Raw genomic sequence first — 20,312 nt, forward strand, 5'->3', positions numbered from 1 at the left:
GCCTTTCTCGTAGGATCACGCTTAATATACCCCTCATCAACCGCATCCAACACCGCCGCCTTCAACTGATGATGAAAATCCATCGTAGTCTGACGCTCATGTTCTTGGGCATAATCATTTAATAATTGCTGATAAGAAATCCGATTCAAATCACACACCTTCAACTCAGGCGCCAACTTTCTCACCCACACATAAGTCATACGATACTTCTGCATCGTCACATCCCGAATCGCACCTTCCTTATAAATCGTAATCCAACGCTTGTAATATTGATAAAATAATTCATTTGCACCTTCATGAATAGCCATATAAAATCCCTCCATAAAATAGTAAAAATCACTAAAACAGGCTTACGATGGTGACGAGTGATGGCCATTAATCTATCTAAATATACGTAATTTATAGCAAAAAAATTTATTATTAAATGTATACTTATTATAAATGAAAATAATTTATGAAAAGAGCAATTTGAAAAATAAACAAACTCTTGGGAACAACGGAAGTTGGGGGAATTAGCTACAACATTTTCTGGAGGGACACCTTCAGTAGGTGTAAAAGAATATTATAATGGAAATATTCCTTTTATAAGATCTGCAGAAATAAATGCAAACGTTACAGAATTATTTATTTCAGAGTTAGCTTTAAAAAATTCTTCAGCAAGATTGGTAGAAAAAGGTAATATTTTATATGCATTATACGGTGCAACAAGTGGTGAAGTAGGGATTTCTAAAATTAATGGTGCTATAAACCAAGCTATATTAGCAATTATACCTATTCAAGAAACTAATGCAGAATTTTTAATGTATTGGCTTAATAAAAATAAAAATAAGATTATTAAAACTTATCTTCAAGGTGGACAAGGAAATTTATCTGGAAGTATTGTGAAAAATTTAATAATTTCTCTACCTAAATATGATGAGCAGAAAAAAATAGGTGAATATTTAACCGACCTAGATCACCTCATCACTCTTCATCAACGAAAGTTAGGTTAATTTCAATTTATGAAAATATAATATTTTGAAATTTTTTCAAAATGTGAAACTTCAGTTTCATCAAATATTTTTGAAGTATACACAAACACTTGGGAACAACGGAAGTTAGGGGAATTTGCAGAAAAAGCTGTAGATAATAGAGGGAAGACCCCACCACTAGATAAAACTGGAACGCATCCATTAATTGAGGTAGCATCACTAGGGAAAGGAGCTCCAGATTACAGTAAAATTGAAAAGTTTTTAAATGATAAATCCTTTGAAAATAATTTACGGGATTATATAAAAGAAGGGGATATTTTATTCTCTACAGTAGGAAGTATAGGTCTTGTTAGCCTTATGGATTCGCATGAAGAAGCTGCTATCGCCCAAAATATAGTTGCTTTTCGTGCTAAAAAAAGTTATGTATCAAATTTTTTATACGCTATGTTTTCTACTGAAATAAACAAGAAGAAAGCTGAGAGAATTGTAATGGGAGCTGTTCAACCAAGTATCAAAGTATCGCAACTTATTAATGTGAATTATGCCGTTACAAAAAATATAAACGAACAATCCCGCATCGGATCGTTCTTTTCTGAGCTAGATCACCTAATCACTCTTCATCAACGAATGCCAGAAAATAGTCTCAAATACACATAAAATGGTATTTGAAAGCATTATTTTCATAAATTATAGTAAATAAGAAGACGATAATGAAAATAATTTTGCGTTCTAAGAAAAAAGTCAAATTTTTAACCAGCTTACCTAAATTATTTTAATGGTAACTGCGTAAGAGCGTGAGGTAATATGCTATAATGAAGAAGACAATCAAAATTAAAAGGGGTATAAAATCAATGCAATTAACGAAACAACAATTAGCTGCTAAAATTTGGAATGCTGCTAACCAAATGCGTTCAAAAATCGAAGCAAATGAATATAAAGATTATATTTTAGGATTTATGTTTTACAAATATATTTCTGAAAAAGAAGAAGAAGTTTTAACTGAAGATGGCGCAACACGTCAAGATATGAAAGAGTACTTAGTTGAAGGTAATAGCGAAATGGTTGAGTATTTACAAGATAAGATTGGCTATTTTATTTCATATGACAATTTATTTTCAACATGGTTAGAAAAAGGGAAAGATTTTGATATTGCAGATGTTCGTGAAGCTTTATCTGCTTTTAACCGTTTAATCGGTAAAAATCATAAAGATGTTTTTGAAGGGATTTTCAACACTTTAGATACAGGTTTATCCAATTTAGGTTCTACAGCAGGTAAACAAACGAAAGCTGTTTTAGAAATTATCAAATTAATTAAAGAAATTCCAATGGATGCGAATCATGATTATGATGTCTTGGGATTTGTATATGAGTATTTAATTTCAATGTTTGCGGCCAATGCAGGTAAAAAAGCAGGGGAATTCTATACACCACATGAAGTATCAGTGTTAATGAGTGATATTGTGGCGGAACACTTAAAAGATAAAGAAGAAATCAAAATCTATGACCCAACATCTGGATCTGGTTCGTTATTAATTAATATCGGTCAAAGTGTTACAAAACATAATGGTAACCGTGACTCTATCCAATATTATGCGCAAGAATTAAAATCAAGCACTTATAACTTAACTCGTATGAACTTAGTCATGCGTGGCATTAATCCATCAAATATTATTACCAGAAATGCCGATACATTAGTGGAAGACTGGCCGTTAGAAAATGCTAATCCGAATGAATTCCGTAAGCAATTACGTGTTGATGCGGTAGTATCTAACCCACCATATTCACAAAAATGGAATCATGAAGAAATAGATGAAAATGATCCACGTTATGATGAATTTGGTATGGCACCAACTAGTAAAGCTGACTTTGCTTTCTTATTACATGATTTATACCACGTTGAAGATGGTGGTATTATGACGATTGTTTTACCTCATGGAGTACTATTCCGTGGTGGAGAAGAGGGCAAAATCAGACGAAACTTAATTGAGAAAAATCATATCGATGCAATTATTGGTTTACCAGCTAACATTTTCTTTGGTACAGGTATTCCAACAATTGTGATGGTTTTAAAACGTACTCGTGATGAAAACGACACATTAATTATTGATGCTTCTGAAAATTATATTAAAGAAGGTACTAATAATAAATTACGTTCATCAGATATCAAGCGTATTGTCGATGCAATTAAAGAGCGCAAAGATATTGAAAACTTTGCTCGTGTCGTAAGTCGTGAAGAAATTCGTGAAAATGACTATAACTTAAATATTCCACGTTATGTATCTTCAGCGGACGATACAGATACTTGGGACATTTATGCAACTATGGCTGGAGGTATTCCGATTGTTGAATTAGAACAATTTAATGACTATTGGACGGCTTTCCCATCATTAAGAAATGAATTGTTTGTTCCAAAAACAGAAAAACATGTTGAACTTATTAGTGAAGATTTAACAAGTATCTTTAGTAATAATCAAGAAATTAAAAACTATAAACAACAAGCACATCAAGAATTTGATAGCTTTAAAGCTTATTTATCAGAAACATTATTAACGAATATTGAGGAATTAAATATCGCAACTGCAGAAGAACAAGTTGTCGCAGAAATGTTTAAACGCTTAAATAACATTCCATTAGTTGATAAATACCAAGTATACCAAGTCTTAGCAGACGCTTGGAAAGTAATCTCAGGTGATATCGAACTAATTAAACAAAATGGTCAAGCAATTATCACTCAAGTTGAACCAAACATGGTTGAAAAAACAAAATCAAACAAAAAAGTTGAAGTTCAAGAAGGCTGGAAAGGAACAATCCTACCATTTGATTTAGTAGCAAAAGTGTTATTAACAGAACAAACAACAGCATTAGCAACTAATCAAGACCGCTTAAATCAAATCATTGCTGAAAAACAAGAAATTTTTGAATCATTGTCAGAAGAAGACTTTGAAGAGCTTGAAGATATCTTAAATGCCAATAAAACAAACTTTACAAAAGGTGACTTAAATAAATTTGTTAAAGAATTACTAAAAGCACAAAGAAAATCAGACTATGATGAAGATTCAATTGAATATAAATGTATTCACTCAAAAGATTTAGCAGATACAGAAGCAGAATTGAAGAAAACGGTTAAAGAAAAAGAAGATGAATTGCATGTCTTAACAAAAGCAACCACAGAATCATTAACACCAGAGCAAATTACAGAATTACTAGAAGTAAAATGGTTTGCTGAACTATTAACGAATATCAATCAATTCCCAACACATAAAATTGATGAATTACATACAGGAATTAAAAATATCATTGGAAAATATGCAACAACATTAAGTGATATTGATAAAGAAATTCATGAAACAGAACAAAAACTAAGCAGTCTATTAGATGATTTAGTAGCTGATGAAGAAGACATGATGGGGATTAACTTACTAAAAGAATTGTTAGGAGAGAGCTAAAATGTCGGAAATGAATAAAAAACCAAAAATAAGATTTAAAGGCTACACTGACGCTTGGGAACAACGGAAGTTAGGAGAATTAATAAATGATTTTTCATATGGTTTAAATGCTGCAGCAAAAGAATATGATGGTATTAATAAATATTTAAGAATTACAGATATAGATGAACAAAGTAATCAATTTAATCAGAATAATGTTACTACTCCAAATATTGATTTATCTAATTGTGATAATTATTTATTAACAGAAGGTGATTTACTTTTTGCAAGAACTGGCGCAAGTGTTGGGAAAACATACATGTATAGAAATACAGACGGAAAGGTATATTATGCTGGATTTTTAATAAAAGGTTCTGTTTTATCAAATACAGATGTAAGTTTTGTTTTCCAAAATACTATGACAAAAAATTATAAAAATTTTGTTACTATTACATCTCAACGATCAGGTCAACCAGGAATTAATGCAACAGAGTATGCAACGTATAAATTATATGTTCCAAATTCTTTACAAGAACAATCCCAAATCGGCTCGTTCTTTTCTGAGCTAGACCACCTAATCACTCTTCATCAGCGTAAGCTTGAACAGCTAAAAAACACTAAAAAATCTATGCTTTTGAAAATGTTTCCAGCTGAAGGTAGTCAATATCCAGAAATTAGATTCGCTGGTTACACTGACGCTTGGGAACAACGGAAGTTGGGGGAATTAGCTACAACATTTTCTGGAGGGACACCTTCAGTAGGTGTAAAAGAATATTATAATGGAAATATTCCTTTTATAAGATCTGCAGAAATAAATGCAAACGTTACAGAATTATTTATTTCAGAGTTAGCTTTAAAAAATTCTTCAGCAAGATTGGTAGAAAAAGGTAATATTTTATATGCATTATACGGTGCAACAAGTGGTGAAGTAGGGATTTCTAAAATTAATGGTGCTATAAACCAAGCTATATTAGCAATTATACCTATTCAAGAAACTAATGCAGAATTTTTAATGTATTGGCTTAATAAAAATAAAAATAAGATTATTAAAACTTATCTTCAAGGTGGACAAGGAAATTTATCTGGAAGTATTGTGAAAAATTTAATAATTTCTCTACCTAAATATGATGAGCAGAAAAAAATAGGTGAATATTTAACCGACCTAGATCACCTCATCACTCTTCATCAACGTAAACTAGAAAAACTGGAAAAAGTGAAGAAATCAATGCTTGAAAATATGTTCGTTTAAATTAAGAAAGAGGTGGGTCGAATGGTTCTTGAAAATAAGTTAAATATTACAAATTCTGTAGATTTAGCGCATCAAGAAGAAAAAATAACTAAGAAAAAAGCTGTTGAATTATTTGATAAAGATAAGATTACCTCTTTTGAAGTAGGTACTTTTCAAGGGTTGAAGGCTATTCATCACTATTTATTTCAAGATATTTATGAGTTTGCTGGGGAGCTTAGAACGGTTAATATTGCTAAAGGTAATTTCCGTTTTGCTCCGGTAGTTTATTTGAGTCAAGCGTTACAAGCGATTGATCAGATGCCGCAAGCGACTTTTGATGAGATTGTTGAGAAGTATGTTGAAATGAATGTGGCTCATCCTTTTAGAGAAGGTAATGGGCGTAGTATGCGTATTTGGTTGGATAATATCTTAAAGCAAGAATTAGGATATGTTGTTGATTGGGCTAAAATCGATAAGGCTAATTATTTAATGGCGATGGAAAGAAGTCCGATTAAAGATTTGGAAATTAAGTATCTACTAAAAGAAGCCTTAACTGATGATATTAATAATCGTGAAATATATATGAAAGGTATTGATGCTAGTTATGATTATGAAGGCTATAATGTGTATAAAGCCGATGAATTGTAATATCAATACAAATACTGTTGAAAGGAGTTCGATTTATGAAATTTGCTAGAGAAGCTGATTTTGAAGAGGCTTTAATTAAGACCTTAAAGCAAAAAGGTTGGGAAGATGAAGTGTTAAAGAATCCGACTGAAAAAGATTTAATCAATAACTGGAAGAATATTTTATTTCATAATAATTGCGGAATTGATCGCTTGAATCATGTGCCGTTGACAGATACGGAAATGGAACAAATTTTGGAACAAATTATTAGTTTAAGAACTCCAGTGGCTTTGAATGGCTTTATTAATGGGAAGTCTGTTTGTATTAAGCGTGATAATCCTGATGACCAGCTTCATTTAGGTAAAGAGGTTAGCTTGAAGATTTATGATCGCAAAGAGATTGCGGCTGGGCAAAGTCGTTATCAAATTGTTCAACAACCAAAATTTCCAACAGTTGATCCTATTATGAATGATCGTCGTGGAGATGTGATGTTATTAATTAATGGGATGCCGCTGATACATATTGAGTTAAAAAGAAGTGGTGTTCCTGTTAGTCAGGCATACCACCAAATTGAAAAGTATTCTCGTGAAGGTGTCTTTACTGGATTGTATTCACTAATCCAAGTTTTTGTGGCTATGGAACCAGAGGAGGCTGTGTATTTTGCTAATCCTGGTCCTGATGGTAAGTTTAATAAGAGTTTTTATTTCCATTGGGCGGATTTCTATAATGAGCCGATTAATAATTGGAAAGAGATTGCTCGTTCATTGTTATCAATTCCGATGGCGCATCAGTTAATTGGTTTTTATACGATTGCGGATGCTTCGGATGGTGTATTAAAAGTGATGAGAAGTTATCAATATTATGCAGCTAACAAGATTTCGGATAAAGTATCTAAAATTAATTGGGAAGACCGTCATTTATTGGGTGGACATATCTGGCATACGACAGGTTCTGGTAAGACGATGACTAGTTTTAAGTCAGCTCAATTGATTGCGAATTCTAAAGATGCCGATAAGGTTATTTTCTTAATGGATAGAATTGAGTTAGGTACTCAATCGTTGCGTGAATATCGTGCTTTTGCGGAGGATACTGATGAGGTGCAATCGACCGAAGATACACGTGTTTTAATTAATAAATTAACGAGCAATAGTCCATCTGATACATTGATTGTGACTTCTATTCAAAAGATGAGTAATATTAAAGAAGTTGATGGTGGTTTTAATGATTATGAATTAGAGTTAATGCAGTCTAAACGTATGGTCATCATTGTAGATGAAGCGCATCGAAGTACATTTGGTGAGATGTTAGTGACCATTAAGCGCACGTTCCCTAATGCGATATTCTTTGGCTTTACAGGTACACCGATTCATGATGAAAATAAGAAAAAAGAACATACGACAGCTAATGTATTTGGTGATGAATTGCACCGTTATAGCATTGCTGATGGGATAAGAGATGGCAATGTACTAGGCTTTGACCCGTATAAAATCCTAACCTATCAAGACATAGATTTGCGTCAACAAGTTGCTTTTGAATGTCTTCATGTCACTTCAGAAGATGAAATCTATCAAGATCCTAAAAAAATTAAGGAATATAATAAATATCTATCTGAAATGCTAATGGCGACAACTTATGATGCAGATGGTAAAGAGATTAGAGGGATTGAGAGCTACATACCAAGAGTACAATATGAAACAAGTGTCCACCAAGAGAAAGTATTAGAAAACATTGTCTCAAATTGGCGTCGTTTGAGCTTGAATTCGAAGTTCCATGCTATTTTTGCAACGAGCTCAATTCGTGAAGCGATTGAGTATTATCGTTTGTTTAAAGAAAAAGCACCACAATTAAAAGTTACTGCATTATTTGACCCGAATATTGATAATAATGGGCGTAGTGCTTTTAAAGAGGGTGGCTTAATCGAGGTTATTCGAGATTATAATAAAAATTACGACAGAAACTTTGACCTGGCAACTCATAGTAAATTTAAAAAGGATGTTGCTGCTCGTTTGGCACATAAAGCACCATATAAATTTATTGAACAAGAGCCAGAAAAACGTATCGATATTTTAATCGTTGTTGATCAAATGTTAACAGGATTCGACTCAAAATGGGTAAATACTTTATATTTAGACAAGGTATTACAATACGAAAACTTAATTCAAGCATTTTCACGTACCAACCGTTTATTTGGACCCGAAAAGCCATTCGGTACAATTCGTTACTATCGTTATCCGCACACAATGGCAGAAAATGTAAAAAATGCCATGAAGTTATATTCTGGAGAAAAGCCGTTTGATTTGTTCGTTGATAAGTTACCAAAGAACTTAATGAAAATGAATCAAATATTTGAAGAGATTTCTGACTTATTTGCATCTGAAAAGATTGATGATTTTGAAAAGCTACCTGAAAAAATGGCTGCACAAGGTAAGTTCGGATCATTATTCTACAAATTATCAAAAGCCTTAGAGTCCGCGCAAATTCAAGGATTCGTCTTTGAACAGTTACACTATGATATTGACGGAGAAGAGATTGATGTCTTATTAACAGAAACAACTTACTTAACATTAGTACAACGGTATAAAGAATTAGCTAAAATTCCAAGTGGGATGAAGATGGATGAATCATTTCCTTTCGATATTGAAGGTTATTTAACGGAGATTGATACTGGTAAGATTGATTCTGAATATATGAACTCAAAATTTAAAAAGTATATGAAAGAATTGAAGCAAGAGTATATTAATGAAGAAGATTTGCAAAAATCATTGGATGAATTGCATAAAACATTTGCGACATTAAGCCAAGATGAACAAAAATACGCCAATATCTTTTTACACGATATCCAAACAGGCGATATTCAAATTGAAGAAGGCAAATCGATTCAAGAATATATTGTTGAATATCAAGTTCGCTCACAAAACCAAGATATGCGAAAAGTGGTTGATTATTTAGGTGTCGATGAAAAATTATTATCAGATATGATGAATACAGACGTTATTGAAGAGACTTTAAACGAATACGGTCGCTTTGATAACCTAGTTGAATCAGCAGATAAGAAAAAAGCAAAAGAATTCTTTGATAAGATTGAAGAAAAGAATGTTCCTATTTTCTTAATAAATGCAAAAATTTCGAATCTATTAAAAGAATACATTCTAGAAAATGGATTTGATATTGAAGAACGAAAATTATAAATCCCAAAAGATGCGTCGCTAATTCATGGATTAGTGGCACATCTTTTTTATATTGCAAAAGGGATTAGTGAAGCATTTCAAACGGTGGCTAGTGTTTATAAACTATAAAAAAAGCCCTCTCCGTGGTCCGCAGATAGAAAGTCTATACTTAAGCGTGGAGAGGTTCTGTCGAGTAAATTATATCATAAGGATAACCAACGTCAATAAATTAGTTGCTATAATGAATGATTTGATTTAGAGACATGAAGATTTTCTAGAAATCACGTAATGTATAAATTGCGTGGTTTCTTTTTTTCGCATTAAATTACCAAAAGTGGTGAAATTAAATTGACAAAAATGGTTACTTTTATATTGCCACTAACAAAATCTAATAAAATTAAGTCTTATATCAAATTATAAGAACTTTTTAGCTTGTAGGTGGTTTATATTTATAAAATACTTGATATTCGCTTTTGGAAGATATATATTTATAACATAAAGATACTTATTTATAACATTTTAAGTGTCGGTGAGATGAAAGGAAGGAGATAATGTTACAGGTAAAGCTTAAAGAATTTCGTGTATTAAAAGGATTAAGTCAGCAAGAGTTGGCAGAATTAGTTAATGTTAGAAGAGAAACTATAGGACATTTAGAAAGAGGAGAATACAATCCTTCCTTAAAATTGGCATTTGATATTGCTAAAGTTTTCAGTGTTCCTATTGAAAAAATCTTCACCTACACAGATGAATAGGAGGAAAAAATGTATAAACTAGATGAAAGACAATTATCTATTGCTGGTCGCTCAGTAAGTGCAGCTTTGGTAGCTATGATATTTATGAATTTAATTGAGATAATATATAAAATATTAATCAAAAATAATACAATTTTAATTAGTATTATAAATGTGGGTCTTTTGGTTTTAATATACATTTTGAGTTTATTTATAATAAATAAAATTAAATTTAAGATGGATAGGTATAGTGTAAAATCATTATTATTATCTAAAGATGAACTAATAGATGAAATAAGAAAATTTTCTGCTGCAGTTACATTTATTTTGATGATAATAATTTATATTACTGAAGCTTATTATTATTTGCTTAGTGGAAATGGATTATTAATAGTTATTTTTTCATTATCTGCTATTTTTATTCCTTGCGGTGTTAGTTGTGTATTTAATATAAATAATAAAGAATACAATTTAAGTATTTTAGCTGATAAAAAAGGAAATATTTATAACGAAAGTAAAGATTTTAAATATCGTTCTATAATTTATTTAAGAGAATCATTTATTGCTGCATTAGGTTTTATCATATTAGATTTAATTATGTACTATAAAACAAACGGTAAATCAGTATTTGACATGATTTCAAATACAAATCCGTTAATGGCTATTTTCTTAAATCTAATGGCACTTATAGTTTTATCATTCATTTTCAATGTAATATTCTATGAAATTAAACTTAAAATATATAATAGAGAATTGAATAAGTGTAATAAGTAAAGATAAAAAAGTTGGATGTTAGTGACAATATAGATGAAGATTTTCTAGAAATCACGTAATACACAAATTGCGTGGTTTCTTTTTTTGGATTATTCATTTTCCCACTATAGTCCCCACCAATTCTATTTGTCACAAGGAAAAAGAATGGTATGATAAAGATGATATCAGATGTGTTACAATCAAAATAATAGCACAACAAAAATAAAGATTGGAGAAATAAAATGACATACTATTTAGCATACGGCAGCAATATGAATCTTCTATGGATGGCGGAGTGTTGTCAGGCGGCACAGTTTGTTGCAAAGACTACTTTAGAAGGGTATGAGCTAGCATTTCGTGGGCGTGATACGGCTTATGCGACAATTTTTAAAAAGGAAGGTAGTTTTGTGCCGGTAGTAATTTGGCAAGTTGATCAGGCGGATGAATTGCGTTTAGATGAGTATGAAGATTATCCGGATTTGTATGATAAGGAATATTTACCGATTGAAGTCGACGGTCAGATGATTGAAGTGATGGTCTATATTATGCGAGATTTTCCTAAAGGCCAGCCTCAAAAAGAGTACTATGAGATGATTGAAGTGGCGTATAAAGTGCAAGGGTTTGATACGGATATTTTGAAAGAAGCTTTGTCGAATTAAGAAGCAGATTCAAAGATAAGTGAACTAGAAATCATATTGGTGGTTTCTACTTTTGTCAAAATGATATCGCTATTGTTTGGTAAGTGATGATTTAATCGGAATAATCATGAATTTTGATAGATAATCTTGTTGAATCGTGGTACACTATGTAAGAGTAAATACATGTCTTGATTTGTCGTGCGGTTTATTATGATAAAAGTAGTAGCCAATCGGTGAATTATCGAATGGAGGTATACAGATGGAAACAATAAATAAATCAATTCCATTAGGGATTATCGAGATTGCTCCAGAAGTAATTGAAACAATCGCTAGTATTTCTGCTTCAGATGTTGAAGGTTTTCACTTGGCGCAAGGGAACTTTATGGCAGGTATCAATAATTTAGTGAAGCGTGAAGTTGTTGCGCAAAGTACTAAATTAACTGAGACAGAAGAGGGCTATGTAGTCGATGTTTATGGTGCGGTTGATTATGGTCAATCAGTTCCTAAATTAGCATTAGCATTACAAGAGAAAATTAAAGAACAATTATTATTTAGCTGTGAATTAGAGATTGCTGAAGTGAATGTGCATATTGTACAAATTATTCCAGCAAAATCAATGGAGACAGACTTATTTGAATTGGGGGATGACGAGTGAGTCGTACAAAATTAACACGTCACACATTGCGCGTAATTGCGTTTCAATCATTATTTCAAATGCAACATAATGAAGAAGTGACATTAGTAGAAGCATTAACAGGATCATTATCAACACATATGGAGGAAGACCAAGAAGTTGAGATTGATTCACTAGAAGAATTATTAGAAGAATATCCACAATTAGCATATTCAATCAAGATTATTGAAGGCGTTAAGGCTAATCAAGCAGAGATTAATGAATCAATTGCAAAATATGCTACAACATGGACATTCGATCGTATCGTCAATACCGATTTATTGATTATGCAATTAGCAATTTTTGAAATGAATTATTTAGATGAAGAAGTTCCAAAACCAGTCGTATTAAATGAAGCGATTGAGATTGCAAAAATGTATAGTGATGATAAGTCAGCGAAATTCATTAATGGTGTATTATCAAATTTAGTATAATTTAACGAATCAAAAGAGTCTGGATCCGAATTGGTTCAGGCTCTTTTTCAAAATAAAGGGGGAGTTAGATGACAACTATCTTAGATGGCAAACAGCTTGCTAAGGAAATTCGTCAAGTGGTTGCTACAAAAACGCGTCAATTGATTGATAAGGCAGGGGTTACTCCTGGTTTAGCGGTGGTGTTAGTGGGAGATGATCCGGCTAGTCAAACGTATGTGAAGTTAAAGGAGCGTCATGCTAAAGAGGTTGGTTTTCATTCGGTGGTGAGGCGTTTGGATGAGTCGGTTTCTCAGGAGGAAGTGTTAGCGGTTATTCGTGATTTGAACAATGACCAAGCGATTGATGCGATTTTAGTGCAATTACCATTGCCTCAGCAGATTGATACGGATATCGTCTTAAGAGCGGTTGAGCCTAAGAAGGATGTTGATGGCTTTCATGCGATGAATTTGGGGAATTTGGTGCAAAAAGATGAGACATTAGTGCCTTGTACGCCTAAAGGGATTATTACTTTATTGGATCATTATCAAATTGATGTAATGGGCAAAAAAGTAGTGGTTGTTGGTGAGAGTCTGATTGTTGGGCGTCCCATGGCTTTGATGTGTTTGAATCGTGGGGCAACGGTTACGGTGTGTCATATTCATACGAAGGATTTAGCAGCAGAAACCAAGCAGGCGGATGTGTTGATTTCGGCGACCGGGGTTTTGGGGTTGATTACGAAAGAACATCTGAAACCAGGAGCGGTAGTGATTGATGTTGGGATGGTGCGTGATTCGGATGGTTCGCTTAAGGGGGATGTTTGTTATTCTGAGGTTCTGCCATTAGCTTCTGCGATTACGCCAGTTCCAGGTGGTGTTGGTCCGATGACGATTGCTTCTTTATTAGAGCAAACGTTAGAAAATACAATGAAATTACATAATATAGATTACTAATGATGAAAGGAGGGTCTCGTTTGAGTCAGGAATATTTAACGGTTACGGCTTTAACTAAGTATTTAAAGCGTAAATTTGATTGTGATCCGCATTTGGGGCGTGTTTATTTGACGGGGGAGATTTCGAACTTTCGTATGCGTCCAAATACTCATCAATATTTTAGCTTGAAAGATGATGGTGCGGTGATTTCGGCGGTGATGTTTAAGGGGGCTTTTCAAAAGATTAAGTTCCAGCCTGAAGAGGGGATGAAGGTTCTTGTGGTTGGTCGTGTGTCTTTGTTTGAGAAGTCTGGTAATTATCAAATTTATATTGAACATATGGAACCGGATGGTGTTGGGGCTTTATATCAAGCTTATGAGCAGTTGAAGAAAAAGTTGACGGCTGAGGGTTTGTTTCAATTGCCGAAGAAGGCGATTCCACGTTTTCCAAAGAAGATTGCCATTATTACTAGTCAGAGTGGTGCGGTAATTGAGGATATTAAGACGACGGTTCAAAGACGGTATCCGATTGTGCAATTAGTCTTGTATCCAGCAGTGGTTCAAGGTGAGCATTCGGTGCCTAGTTTGTTAAAAGCGTTAAAAGAAGTTGAAGCGAATGGTACGTATGATACGGTGATTATTGGCCGTGGTGGTGGTTCGATTGAAGATTTGTGGTCGTTCAATGATGAGCGGGTTGTGCGCCAGATTGCGACGATGCAGACGCCATTGATTTCTAGTGTGGGTCATGAGACGGATACGACTTTAACGGATTTAGTGGCAGATGTTCGTGCAGCGACACCAACTGCAGCGGCTGAGATTGCCACACCTGTTTTGGTGGAGATTAAGGAGCAATTATTACAATTAGAGCAGCAATTAATTCGTGCGATGGGTGTTGTGTTGCAATTTAAGCGTGAGCAGTTAGAGCGTTTGGCGAAGACTCCTATTTTCCAACAGCCTGAGCGTTTGTATGAAGCTTATGTGCAACGGTTGGATCATTTGGCGACGACTTTGAATTTACAAGCAGAGCGGTTATTACAAGGGAAGCGTCAAGCGTTAACCAAGCAGCAGCAACAGTTATTATTACAAAGTCCAGCCTCAAAAATTACGAAAGAACAGCAGACTTTAGCGTATTTGACGGAGCGACTAGAAAAAGCACAAACGACCTTATTAGCAAATAAGCAAAAAGATTTGTCTTCTTTAATGGAGCAATTAGATTTATTAAGTCCATTGAAGATTATGCAGCGTGGTTATGGCATTGTGGAGACTGGTGAAAAGGTGATTCGTTCGGTTGCGGATGTGGCTTTAGATGAAGAGATTACGATTACATTAACAGATGGTATGATTAATGCCAATGTTATTTCAAAACAAGAAGTACAACGAGATAAAGGAGAATAATGATGACTAAACAAGAAAAAAGCTTTGAAGAATCATTGCAAGCGTTAGAAGTGATTGTGAAGCAGTTAGAACAAGGTGATGTGCCTTTAGAAGATGCTTTGAATAAGTTTAAAGAAGGTATTGAAATCAGCGCGCATTGTAATGAGATTTTGGTGAAGGCTGAGGAGACTGTATCAAAAATGATGATTAAAGATTCCGAAAAAGGTGAATAGCTCAATGAAGAATAATCAATTTATGAAGAAGTGGCTAGAGGAAATTGAACAGTATTTAGTAAGTATGATTGACGGTTTACCGAGTCACCAAGAAAAGTTACAGTCAGCTATGAAGCATGTGGTTGTTGGTGGTGGCAAGCGCATTCGTCCGATGCTAGTCTTAGCGAGTGCTCAGGTTTGTGGTGCTAAGCCTAAAGATGTGCTGCCGGCTGCTTGTGCTTTGGAGATGATTCATACTTATTCGTTGATTCACGATGATTTGCCGGGGATGGATGATGATAGTATGCGTCGTGGTAAGCCAACGATTCATGTTTTGTATGACGAAGCGACGGCTATTTTATCGGGAGATGCTTTTTTAACGATAGCTTTTGAAGCGATTTGTCAGACAAAAGAAGTCGAAGCTAAAAATCTCGTTCAAATGGTGCAAGCTTTAAGCAAAGCGAGTGGCGCAAGAGGGATGATTGCTGGTCAAATGCTTGATATTGCTTCTGAAGAACAAAGCTTAACTTTAGAGGAATTAAAGCAAATCCACCAAGAAAAGACGGGGAAATTAATTCAAGTTGCGATGCAAATTGGTTGTTTAGCGGGTAATCCAAGTAATAGTACAAAAGAAGCTTTAGAGGATTTTGCCACACATTATGGTCTTGCTTTCCAAATTCAAAATGATTTACAAGATGTTTTGTGGGATAGTCAAAAGACTGGTAAAGAGACGGGAAAAGATCAAGCTTTAGAAAAGAATACTTACCCAAGTTTAATGGGGATTGCTGGAGCAAAATTAGCTTTAGAAGAAGAAGTGATGGCTTGCCAAAAATCAATTGAACAATTACCATTAACGTCAGATGAACAACTAGAAGCAGCGCAGTTTTTAGCTGATAGTTTACAATATTTAACAATCTAAGGAGAATACATGGGAAAAGAGAGAATAGATACATTAGTAGTACAACAAGGATTAGCATCTTCGCGTGAGAAAGCTAAACGTTTAGTAATGGCTGGTCAAATCGTTAATGCCGTTAATCATAATCGTTATGACAAACCAGGTGAAAAAGTTAGTGATGAGACACAATTATTATTAAAAGGTGAACCGTTAAAATATGTTTCACGTGGCGGTTTGAAATTAGAAAAAGCTTTAAATGAATTCGACGTTACTGTTGAAGACAAGATTTTATTAGATATTGGTTCATCAACGGGTGGTTTTACTGATGCGGCTTTACAAAATGGGGCAACCATGTCTTATGCATTAGATGTTGGTTACAATCAATTAGATTACAAATTACGTCAAGATAAGCGTGTGATGGTGATGGAGCGTCAGAATTTCCGATATAGTAAGCCGGAAGATTTCACGGAAGGGTTACCGGATATTGCTTCAATCGACGTATCGTTTATTTCATTGCAATTGATTTTACCGACTTTAAAAACGATTTTACGTTCTGGAGGCGATGTTGTAGCCTTAATTAAGCCGCAATTCGAAGCGGGTCGTGAGCGTGTAGGTAAAAAAGGAATCGTAAGTGATCCGAAAGTCCATCGTGATGTATTAGTGGAAACATTAGAATTTGCCCAACAATTAGGGTATACGATTGAAGAATTAACGTTCTCGCCAATTACTGGAGGGACAGGGAATATTGAATTTTTAGCTCATTTAAGCTTACAACCAGTTGATCAAATTGAACCAGAATTATCAAAAGAATGGTTAGAAAATATTGATGAAGCTGTTAAGACGGCTCATTATGAATTAAAAAATAAAACGATTTAATCTAAATTAGAGTAGGTGTCTAAATGATTCAAGAATTATATATTAAAAACTTTGCAATTATTGAAGAGATTCATTGTCAATTCGATGATGGCATGACCGTTTTAACTGGGGAAACAGGTGCCGGTAAGTCAATTATTATTGATGCGGTTGGTTTGTTATTAGGGGAGCGTGCCTCGATTGATATGATTCGTTTTGGTGAAGATAAGGCGGTTATTCAAGGGTTGTTCTTATTTAAGGATGAGTCTTTGAAGCCTAATTTAGCGTCATTTGGGATTGATGTGCCGGACCGTCAATTATTAGTGCAGCGTGAACTGTATCGTAATGGGAAGTCTAGTTGTCGTGTGAATGGTCAATTATGTACGGTTTCGATTTTAAAACAAGTGATGAATCAAATGGTTGATATTCATGGTCAAAATGAGCATTTTCTCTTATTGAATCCGCAAAAGCATGTTGACTTGATTGATTTATTTGCGTTTAAAGAGATTAATCCGCTTAAGGAACAATATGAAGAAGTCTATCAAAGTTATCGCTCATTGCAAAGGGAATTACAGCATCAATTATCGGCTGGTCAACAAGAGATGCAGCGTCTTGATTTATTGAAATTCCAAATTGATGAAATTCAACAAGCGAATCTTGAACTTGGCGAGGAAGAGAAGTTGAGTGAAGAGAAGAATTACTTTACTCATTATCAAAAGATTCAACAAGCCTTACAGTTAACGAGTGCGATTTTAGAGGGTGAGGAAGCTGGGGTATTAGACCAAGTTGCCCAAGCGATGAATGCCATGCAGTCGATTGAATCAATTGATGAGGAATATCAGGCGATTTCACAGCAATTACAAGATGCTTATTATCAATTGCAAGATGTTATCTCAAGTGTGCATGCTGATATGGATAATGCCTCATTTGATGAAGAGCGCTTTAAAGAAATTGAGGAGCGTTTGGATATTTATTATCACCTAAAACGCAAATATGGTGTTGATGCTGAAGCGATTTTAGCCTATTTAGAAGAGATTCAATTGGAATTAGATCAAGTAGAGCATAGGGATGATTATATTGCCCAGTTAACAAATGATGTCGCTAAAAAGCATGATGAGGCAGTCTCTTTGGCGGAGGAATTAGCAGTTATCCGTAAGAAGTATGCAGGGATTTTAGCGCAAATGGTGGAACATCAATTAAAAGATTTGTATATGCCGCATGCTAAGTTTGAAGTGAATTTTGAAGCGTTAAAAGAATTAGGCGAACATGGCTTAAATCAGATTGAATTTTATTTATCAACCAATACTGGTGAACCATTAAAACCCTTAGCCAAAATTGCTAGTGGTGGGGAATTATCACGTATTACTTTAGCGTTGAAGACCATTTTTGTGAAGGAACAAGTGGTGTCAACGGTGATTTTTGATGAGATTGATACGGGAGTTAGTGGTCGTGTGGCGCAGGCAATTGCTGAGAAGATGCAATATGTTTCTGAATTTGCCCAAGTATTATGTATTACCCATTTACCGCAAGTGTCATCAATGGCTAATCATCAGTACCGCATTCAAAAAGAAGAACAAGATGGCCGTACAAGAACGAAATTAGTTTTATTATCACCAGAAGAACGTGTAGCAGAATTAGCGCGCATGTCTTCAGGTGAAGTGATTACGGAATTAAGTATGGAACATGCAAGAGAGTTATTAACGATTGCTGAAAATAGTCGTCAAAAAAATAATCAATTAAAATTACGAGGATTTAAACTATGACAAAAATATTCGCTCACCGTGGTAGTAAAGTCGACTGCCCAGAGAATACATTAAGTGCTTTTAAAAAAGCTATTGAGGTCAAAGCAGATGGGATTGAATTGGATATCCATTTGACGAAAGATGGTGAAATCGTTGTGATTCATGATGAGACGATTGACCGCACAACGAATGGCACAGGACAGGTAGAAGATTATACTTTAGCCGAATTACAAAACTTTGATGCCGGTTCTTGGTTTGATGAGAGTTTCAAGCAAGAAAGAATCCCGACATTAAAAGAAGTATTTGAATTATTAATGAAAGAGAACTTTACTGGTCAATTAAATATTGAATTAAAGACGGATCAAAAGGAATATGCAGGACTAGTTGCCAAAGCTTTAGCCTTACAATTAGCTTATCAGTTACCTTTTGAGATTGTGTATTCAAGTTTTAATCCGACAAGCTTAATTGAAATGCATCAACTAGATCAAAATCAACAATTAGCCTTTTTATTAGAAAAGGAAGAGATGTTTGGCTTTAATTTTGGTGATGTGGAGATTTTAACGTATCATCCCGGGTATGAATTATTAGAACAAGTTGAAGAATTCAATCCAACTGGCTTACCATTGCGTGTGTGGACGGTTAATGAACAACAACATTTACAAGATTGTTTTAACCGTCAAGTGGAGGCGATTTTTACGGATGATCCTAAGACAGCTTTAGCGTTAAGAGATGTTAAGAAATAAAGAGGAGATTTATGGATAAAATTATCGTAATTGTTGGTCCGACCGCTGTAGGAAAGACCGCACTAAGTATTGAACTGGCTAAGGCTTTGAATGGTGAAGTCGTGAATGGTGATTCAATGCAAGTATATAAACAGTTAGATATTGGTACGGCAAAAGTTACTGCTGAAGAAGCGCAAGGGATTCCGCATCATGTACTAGATATTTGTGAAGTGGAGGAAGAATTTTCGGCAAGTGACTTTAAAGAGAAAGCCAGCCAAGCGATAAAAGATATTATTGCTCGTGGCAAAGTACCGATTGTCGTTGGAGGAACAGGGCTATATGTGGAAGGATTGTTATATGATTTCCATTATAGTGGCGAACAGTCAAATGCCCCTTTGTACCGCCAACAAAAAGAACAAGAATTAACAGAGATTGGCCCAGAACAAATGTGGCAACAATTAAAAGCCGTTGACCCTAAAGCTGCCCAAACCATTCATCCAAATAATACGCGCCGAGTGATTCGTGCCTTGGAAGTAACCTATGCAAGTGGCAAGCCTTTCTCGGAAAATGATGCTAATCAAAAGACACCGGTTTATGATGCATATGTGATTGGGTTGAATACGGATCGAGGTGTCTTGTATGAGCGTATTAATCAGCGAGTGGATATGATGCTAGATAAAGGAATTTTAACGGAAGCTAGGATGTTATTTGATAAGAACTTTGATAGTAGCGTGCAATCTGTTCGTGGTATTGGGTATAAAGAATGGTTTCCAATGTTTAAGGGCGATAAGACACAAGAAGAATGTATTGAAACCTTAAAGCAAAATTCAAGACGTTATGCCAAACGCCAATTAACTTGGTTTAGAAATCGAATTGACGGTTTAGTGTGGTATGATTTATTAGCCAAAGATTCAATCGCAGCAGTTATTGAGGATTGCCAAAAATTTATGAAATGACGTGA

The 20,312-nt window shown here is 34.4% G+C and carries 19 protein-coding genes and 1 pseudogene; 19 read left to right on the forward strand and 1 reads right to left on the reverse strand.

Annotation, left to right across the window (positions count from 1 at the left end):
* A partial coding sequence (locus BMX09_RS00005; RefSeq protein WP_177159465.1) for a phage integrase SAM-like domain-containing protein occupies window positions 1–308 on the reverse strand: 308 nt, incomplete at its 3' end.
* A 189-nt stretch (window positions 309–497) separates the two neighbouring features.
* On the opposite strand from BMX09_RS00005, the pseudogene BMX09_RS00010 reads away from it, so the two are divergent.
* The 19 genes and pseudogenes from BMX09_RS00010 to miaA form a co-directional block, all read left to right on the forward strand.
* Window positions 498–992, forward strand: a pseudogene (locus tag BMX09_RS00010) (restriction endonuclease subunit S); the annotation flags it as partial.
* Between the two features lie 66 nt (window positions 993–1,058).
* Window positions 1,059–1,628 carry a restriction endonuclease subunit S gene (locus BMX09_RS00015; RefSeq protein ID WP_245711095.1) on the forward strand — a complete coding sequence of 190 codons (570 nt, stop codon included), beginning with the start codon at window positions 1,059–1,061 and terminating at the stop codon, window positions 1,626–1,628.
* Between the two features lie 155 nt (window positions 1,629–1,783).
* On the forward strand, window positions 1,784–4,417 hold the full coding sequence (locus tag BMX09_RS00020; RefSeq protein WP_245711092.1) for a type I restriction-modification system subunit M: 2,634 nt from the start codon (window positions 1,784–1,786) through the stop codon (window positions 4,415–4,417).
* Between the two features lies 1 nt (window position 4,418).
* Window positions 4,419–5,645, forward strand: coding sequence for a restriction endonuclease subunit S (locus BMX09_RS00025; RefSeq protein WP_089745369.1), 1,227 nt, complete (start codon window positions 4,419–4,421; stop codon window positions 5,643–5,645).
* A gap of 21 nt (window positions 5,646–5,666) precedes the next feature.
* Complete coding sequence (gene fic / locus BMX09_RS00030; RefSeq protein ID WP_089745372.1) at window positions 5,667–6,272, forward strand: protein adenylyltransferase Fic; 606 nt, start codon at window positions 5,667–5,669, stop codon at window positions 6,270–6,272.
* A gap of 35 nt (window positions 6,273–6,307) precedes the next feature.
* Window positions 6,308–9,439, forward strand: coding sequence for a type I restriction endonuclease subunit R (locus BMX09_RS00035; protein ID WP_089745374.1), 3,132 nt, complete (start codon window positions 6,308–6,310; stop codon window positions 9,437–9,439).
* Between the two features lie 527 nt (window positions 9,440–9,966).
* The gene (locus BMX09_RS00040) at window positions 9,967–10,170 is read left to right on the forward strand and encodes a helix-turn-helix transcriptional regulator (RefSeq protein ID WP_089745377.1); all 204 of its coding nucleotides are present in this window, start codon (window positions 9,967–9,969) and stop codon (window positions 10,168–10,170) included.
* Between the two features lie 9 nt (window positions 10,171–10,179).
* Window positions 10,180–10,923, forward strand: coding sequence for a hypothetical protein (locus BMX09_RS00045; RefSeq protein WP_089745379.1), 744 nt, complete (start codon window positions 10,180–10,182; stop codon window positions 10,921–10,923).
* Window positions 10,924–11,144: 221 nt separating this feature from the next.
* Window positions 11,145–11,561 (forward strand): gamma-glutamylcyclotransferase family protein, encoded by a 417-nt coding sequence (locus tag BMX09_RS00050; protein ID WP_089745381.1) that lies wholly within the window; start codon window positions 11,145–11,147, stop codon window positions 11,559–11,561.
* A gap of 238 nt (window positions 11,562–11,799) precedes the next feature.
* The gene (locus tag BMX09_RS00055) at window positions 11,800–12,195 is read left to right on the forward strand and encodes an Asp23/Gls24 family envelope stress response protein (protein WP_089745382.1); all 396 of its coding nucleotides are present in this window, start codon (window positions 11,800–11,802) and stop codon (window positions 12,193–12,195) included.
* Window positions 12,192–12,647 carry a transcription antitermination factor NusB gene (nusB, locus tag BMX09_RS00060; protein WP_089745383.1) on the forward strand — a complete coding sequence of 152 codons (456 nt, stop codon included), beginning with the start codon at window positions 12,192–12,194 and terminating at the stop codon, window positions 12,645–12,647. Before BMX09_RS00055 ends, nusB begins: the two co-directional genes overlap by 4 nt.
* Window positions 12,648–12,715: 68 nt before the next feature.
* Window positions 12,716–13,576, forward strand: a complete 861-nt coding sequence (gene folD, locus BMX09_RS00065; RefSeq protein WP_089745384.1) for a bifunctional methylenetetrahydrofolate dehydrogenase/methenyltetrahydrofolate cyclohydrolase FolD — start codon at window positions 12,716–12,718, stop codon at window positions 13,574–13,576.
* A 20-nt stretch (window positions 13,577–13,596) separates the two neighbouring features.
* Complete coding sequence (gene xseA, locus BMX09_RS00070; RefSeq protein ID WP_177159466.1) at window positions 13,597–14,949, forward strand: exodeoxyribonuclease VII large subunit; 1,353 nt, start codon at window positions 13,597–13,599, stop codon at window positions 14,947–14,949.
* A 2-nt stretch (window positions 14,950–14,951) separates the two neighbouring features.
* Window positions 14,952–15,161 carry an exodeoxyribonuclease VII small subunit gene (locus tag BMX09_RS00075; protein WP_089745386.1) on the forward strand — a complete coding sequence of 70 codons (210 nt, stop codon included), beginning with the start codon at window positions 14,952–14,954 and terminating at the stop codon, window positions 15,159–15,161.
* 4 nt (window positions 15,162–15,165) lie between these two features.
* Window positions 15,166–16,059, forward strand: coding sequence for a polyprenyl synthetase family protein (locus BMX09_RS00080; RefSeq protein WP_089745387.1), 894 nt, complete (start codon window positions 15,166–15,168; stop codon window positions 16,057–16,059).
* Between the two features lie 9 nt (window positions 16,060–16,068).
* Window positions 16,069–16,911 (forward strand): TlyA family RNA methyltransferase, encoded by an 843-nt coding sequence (locus BMX09_RS00085; protein ID WP_089745388.1) that lies wholly within the window; start codon window positions 16,069–16,071, stop codon window positions 16,909–16,911.
* A gap of 23 nt (window positions 16,912–16,934) precedes the next feature.
* A complete protein-coding gene (gene recN / locus BMX09_RS00090; RefSeq protein ID WP_089745390.1) occupies window positions 16,935–18,650 on the forward strand; it encodes a DNA repair protein RecN in 1,716 nt (571 codons plus the stop codon).
* Window positions 18,647–19,372 carry a glycerophosphodiester phosphodiesterase gene (locus BMX09_RS00095; RefSeq protein WP_089745391.1) on the forward strand — a complete coding sequence of 242 codons (726 nt, stop codon included), beginning with the start codon at window positions 18,647–18,649 and terminating at the stop codon, window positions 19,370–19,372. The genes recN and BMX09_RS00095 overlap by 4 nt, the downstream gene beginning before the upstream one ends.
* An 11-nt stretch (window positions 19,373–19,383) precedes the next feature.
* Window positions 19,384–20,307 carry a tRNA (adenosine(37)-N6)-dimethylallyltransferase MiaA gene (miaA, locus tag BMX09_RS00100; protein ID WP_089745392.1) on the forward strand — a complete coding sequence of 308 codons (924 nt, stop codon included), beginning with the start codon at window positions 19,384–19,386 and terminating at the stop codon, window positions 20,305–20,307.
* Window positions 20,308–20,312: the final 5 nt, after the last annotated feature.

Origin of the sequence: Granulicatella balaenopterae (genome assembly GCF_900111135.1) — a bacterium.
In the GTDB taxonomy this organism is placed as follows: Bacteria; Bacillota; Bacilli; order Lactobacillales; family Aerococcaceae; genus Granulicatella; species Granulicatella balaenopterae.

What these genes read in the sequence shown, in the direction of transcription:
- BMX09_RS00055 (WP_089745382.1), top strand. Translation starts at nt 11,800, where the DNA reads ATGGAAACAATAAATAAATCAATTCCATTAGGGATTATCGAGATTGCT.
- fic (WP_089745372.1), top strand. Translation starts at nt 5,667, where the DNA reads ATGGTTCTTGAAAATAAGTTAAATATTACAAATTCTGTAGATTTAGCG.
- BMX09_RS00075 (WP_089745386.1), top strand. Translation starts at nt 14,952, where the DNA reads ATGACTAAACAAGAAAAAAGCTTTGAAGAATCATTGCAAGCGTTAGAA.
- miaA (WP_089745392.1), top strand. Translation starts at nt 19,384, where the DNA reads ATGGATAAAATTATCGTAATTGTTGGTCCGACCGCTGTAGGAAAGACC.
- BMX09_RS00080 (WP_089745387.1), top strand. Translation starts at nt 15,166, where the DNA reads ATGAAGAATAATCAATTTATGAAGAAGTGGCTAGAGGAAATTGAACAG.
- recN (WP_089745390.1), top strand. Translation starts at nt 16,935, where the DNA reads ATGATTCAAGAATTATATATTAAAAACTTTGCAATTATTGAAGAGATT.
- BMX09_RS00045 (WP_089745379.1), top strand. Translation starts at nt 10,180, where the DNA reads ATGTATAAACTAGATGAAAGACAATTATCTATTGCTGGTCGCTCAGTA.
- BMX09_RS00050 (WP_089745381.1), top strand. Translation starts at nt 11,145, where the DNA reads ATGACATACTATTTAGCATACGGCAGCAATATGAATCTTCTATGGATG.
- folD (WP_089745384.1), top strand. Translation starts at nt 12,716, where the DNA reads ATGACAACTATCTTAGATGGCAAACAGCTTGCTAAGGAAATTCGTCAA.
- BMX09_RS00095 (WP_089745391.1), top strand. Translation starts at nt 18,647, where the DNA reads ATGACAAAAATATTCGCTCACCGTGGTAGTAAAGTCGACTGCCCAGAG.
- BMX09_RS00035 (WP_089745374.1), top strand. Translation starts at nt 6,308, where the DNA reads ATGAAATTTGCTAGAGAAGCTGATTTTGAAGAGGCTTTAATTAAGACC.
- BMX09_RS00020 (WP_245711092.1), top strand. Translation starts at nt 1,784, where the DNA reads ATGAAGAAGACAATCAAAATTAAAAGGGGTATAAAATCAATGCAATTA.
- BMX09_RS00025 (WP_089745369.1), top strand. Translation starts at nt 4,419, where the DNA reads ATGTCGGAAATGAATAAAAAACCAAAAATAAGATTTAAAGGCTACACT.
- BMX09_RS00085 (WP_089745388.1), top strand. Translation starts at nt 16,069, where the DNA reads ATGGGAAAAGAGAGAATAGATACATTAGTAGTACAACAAGGATTAGCA.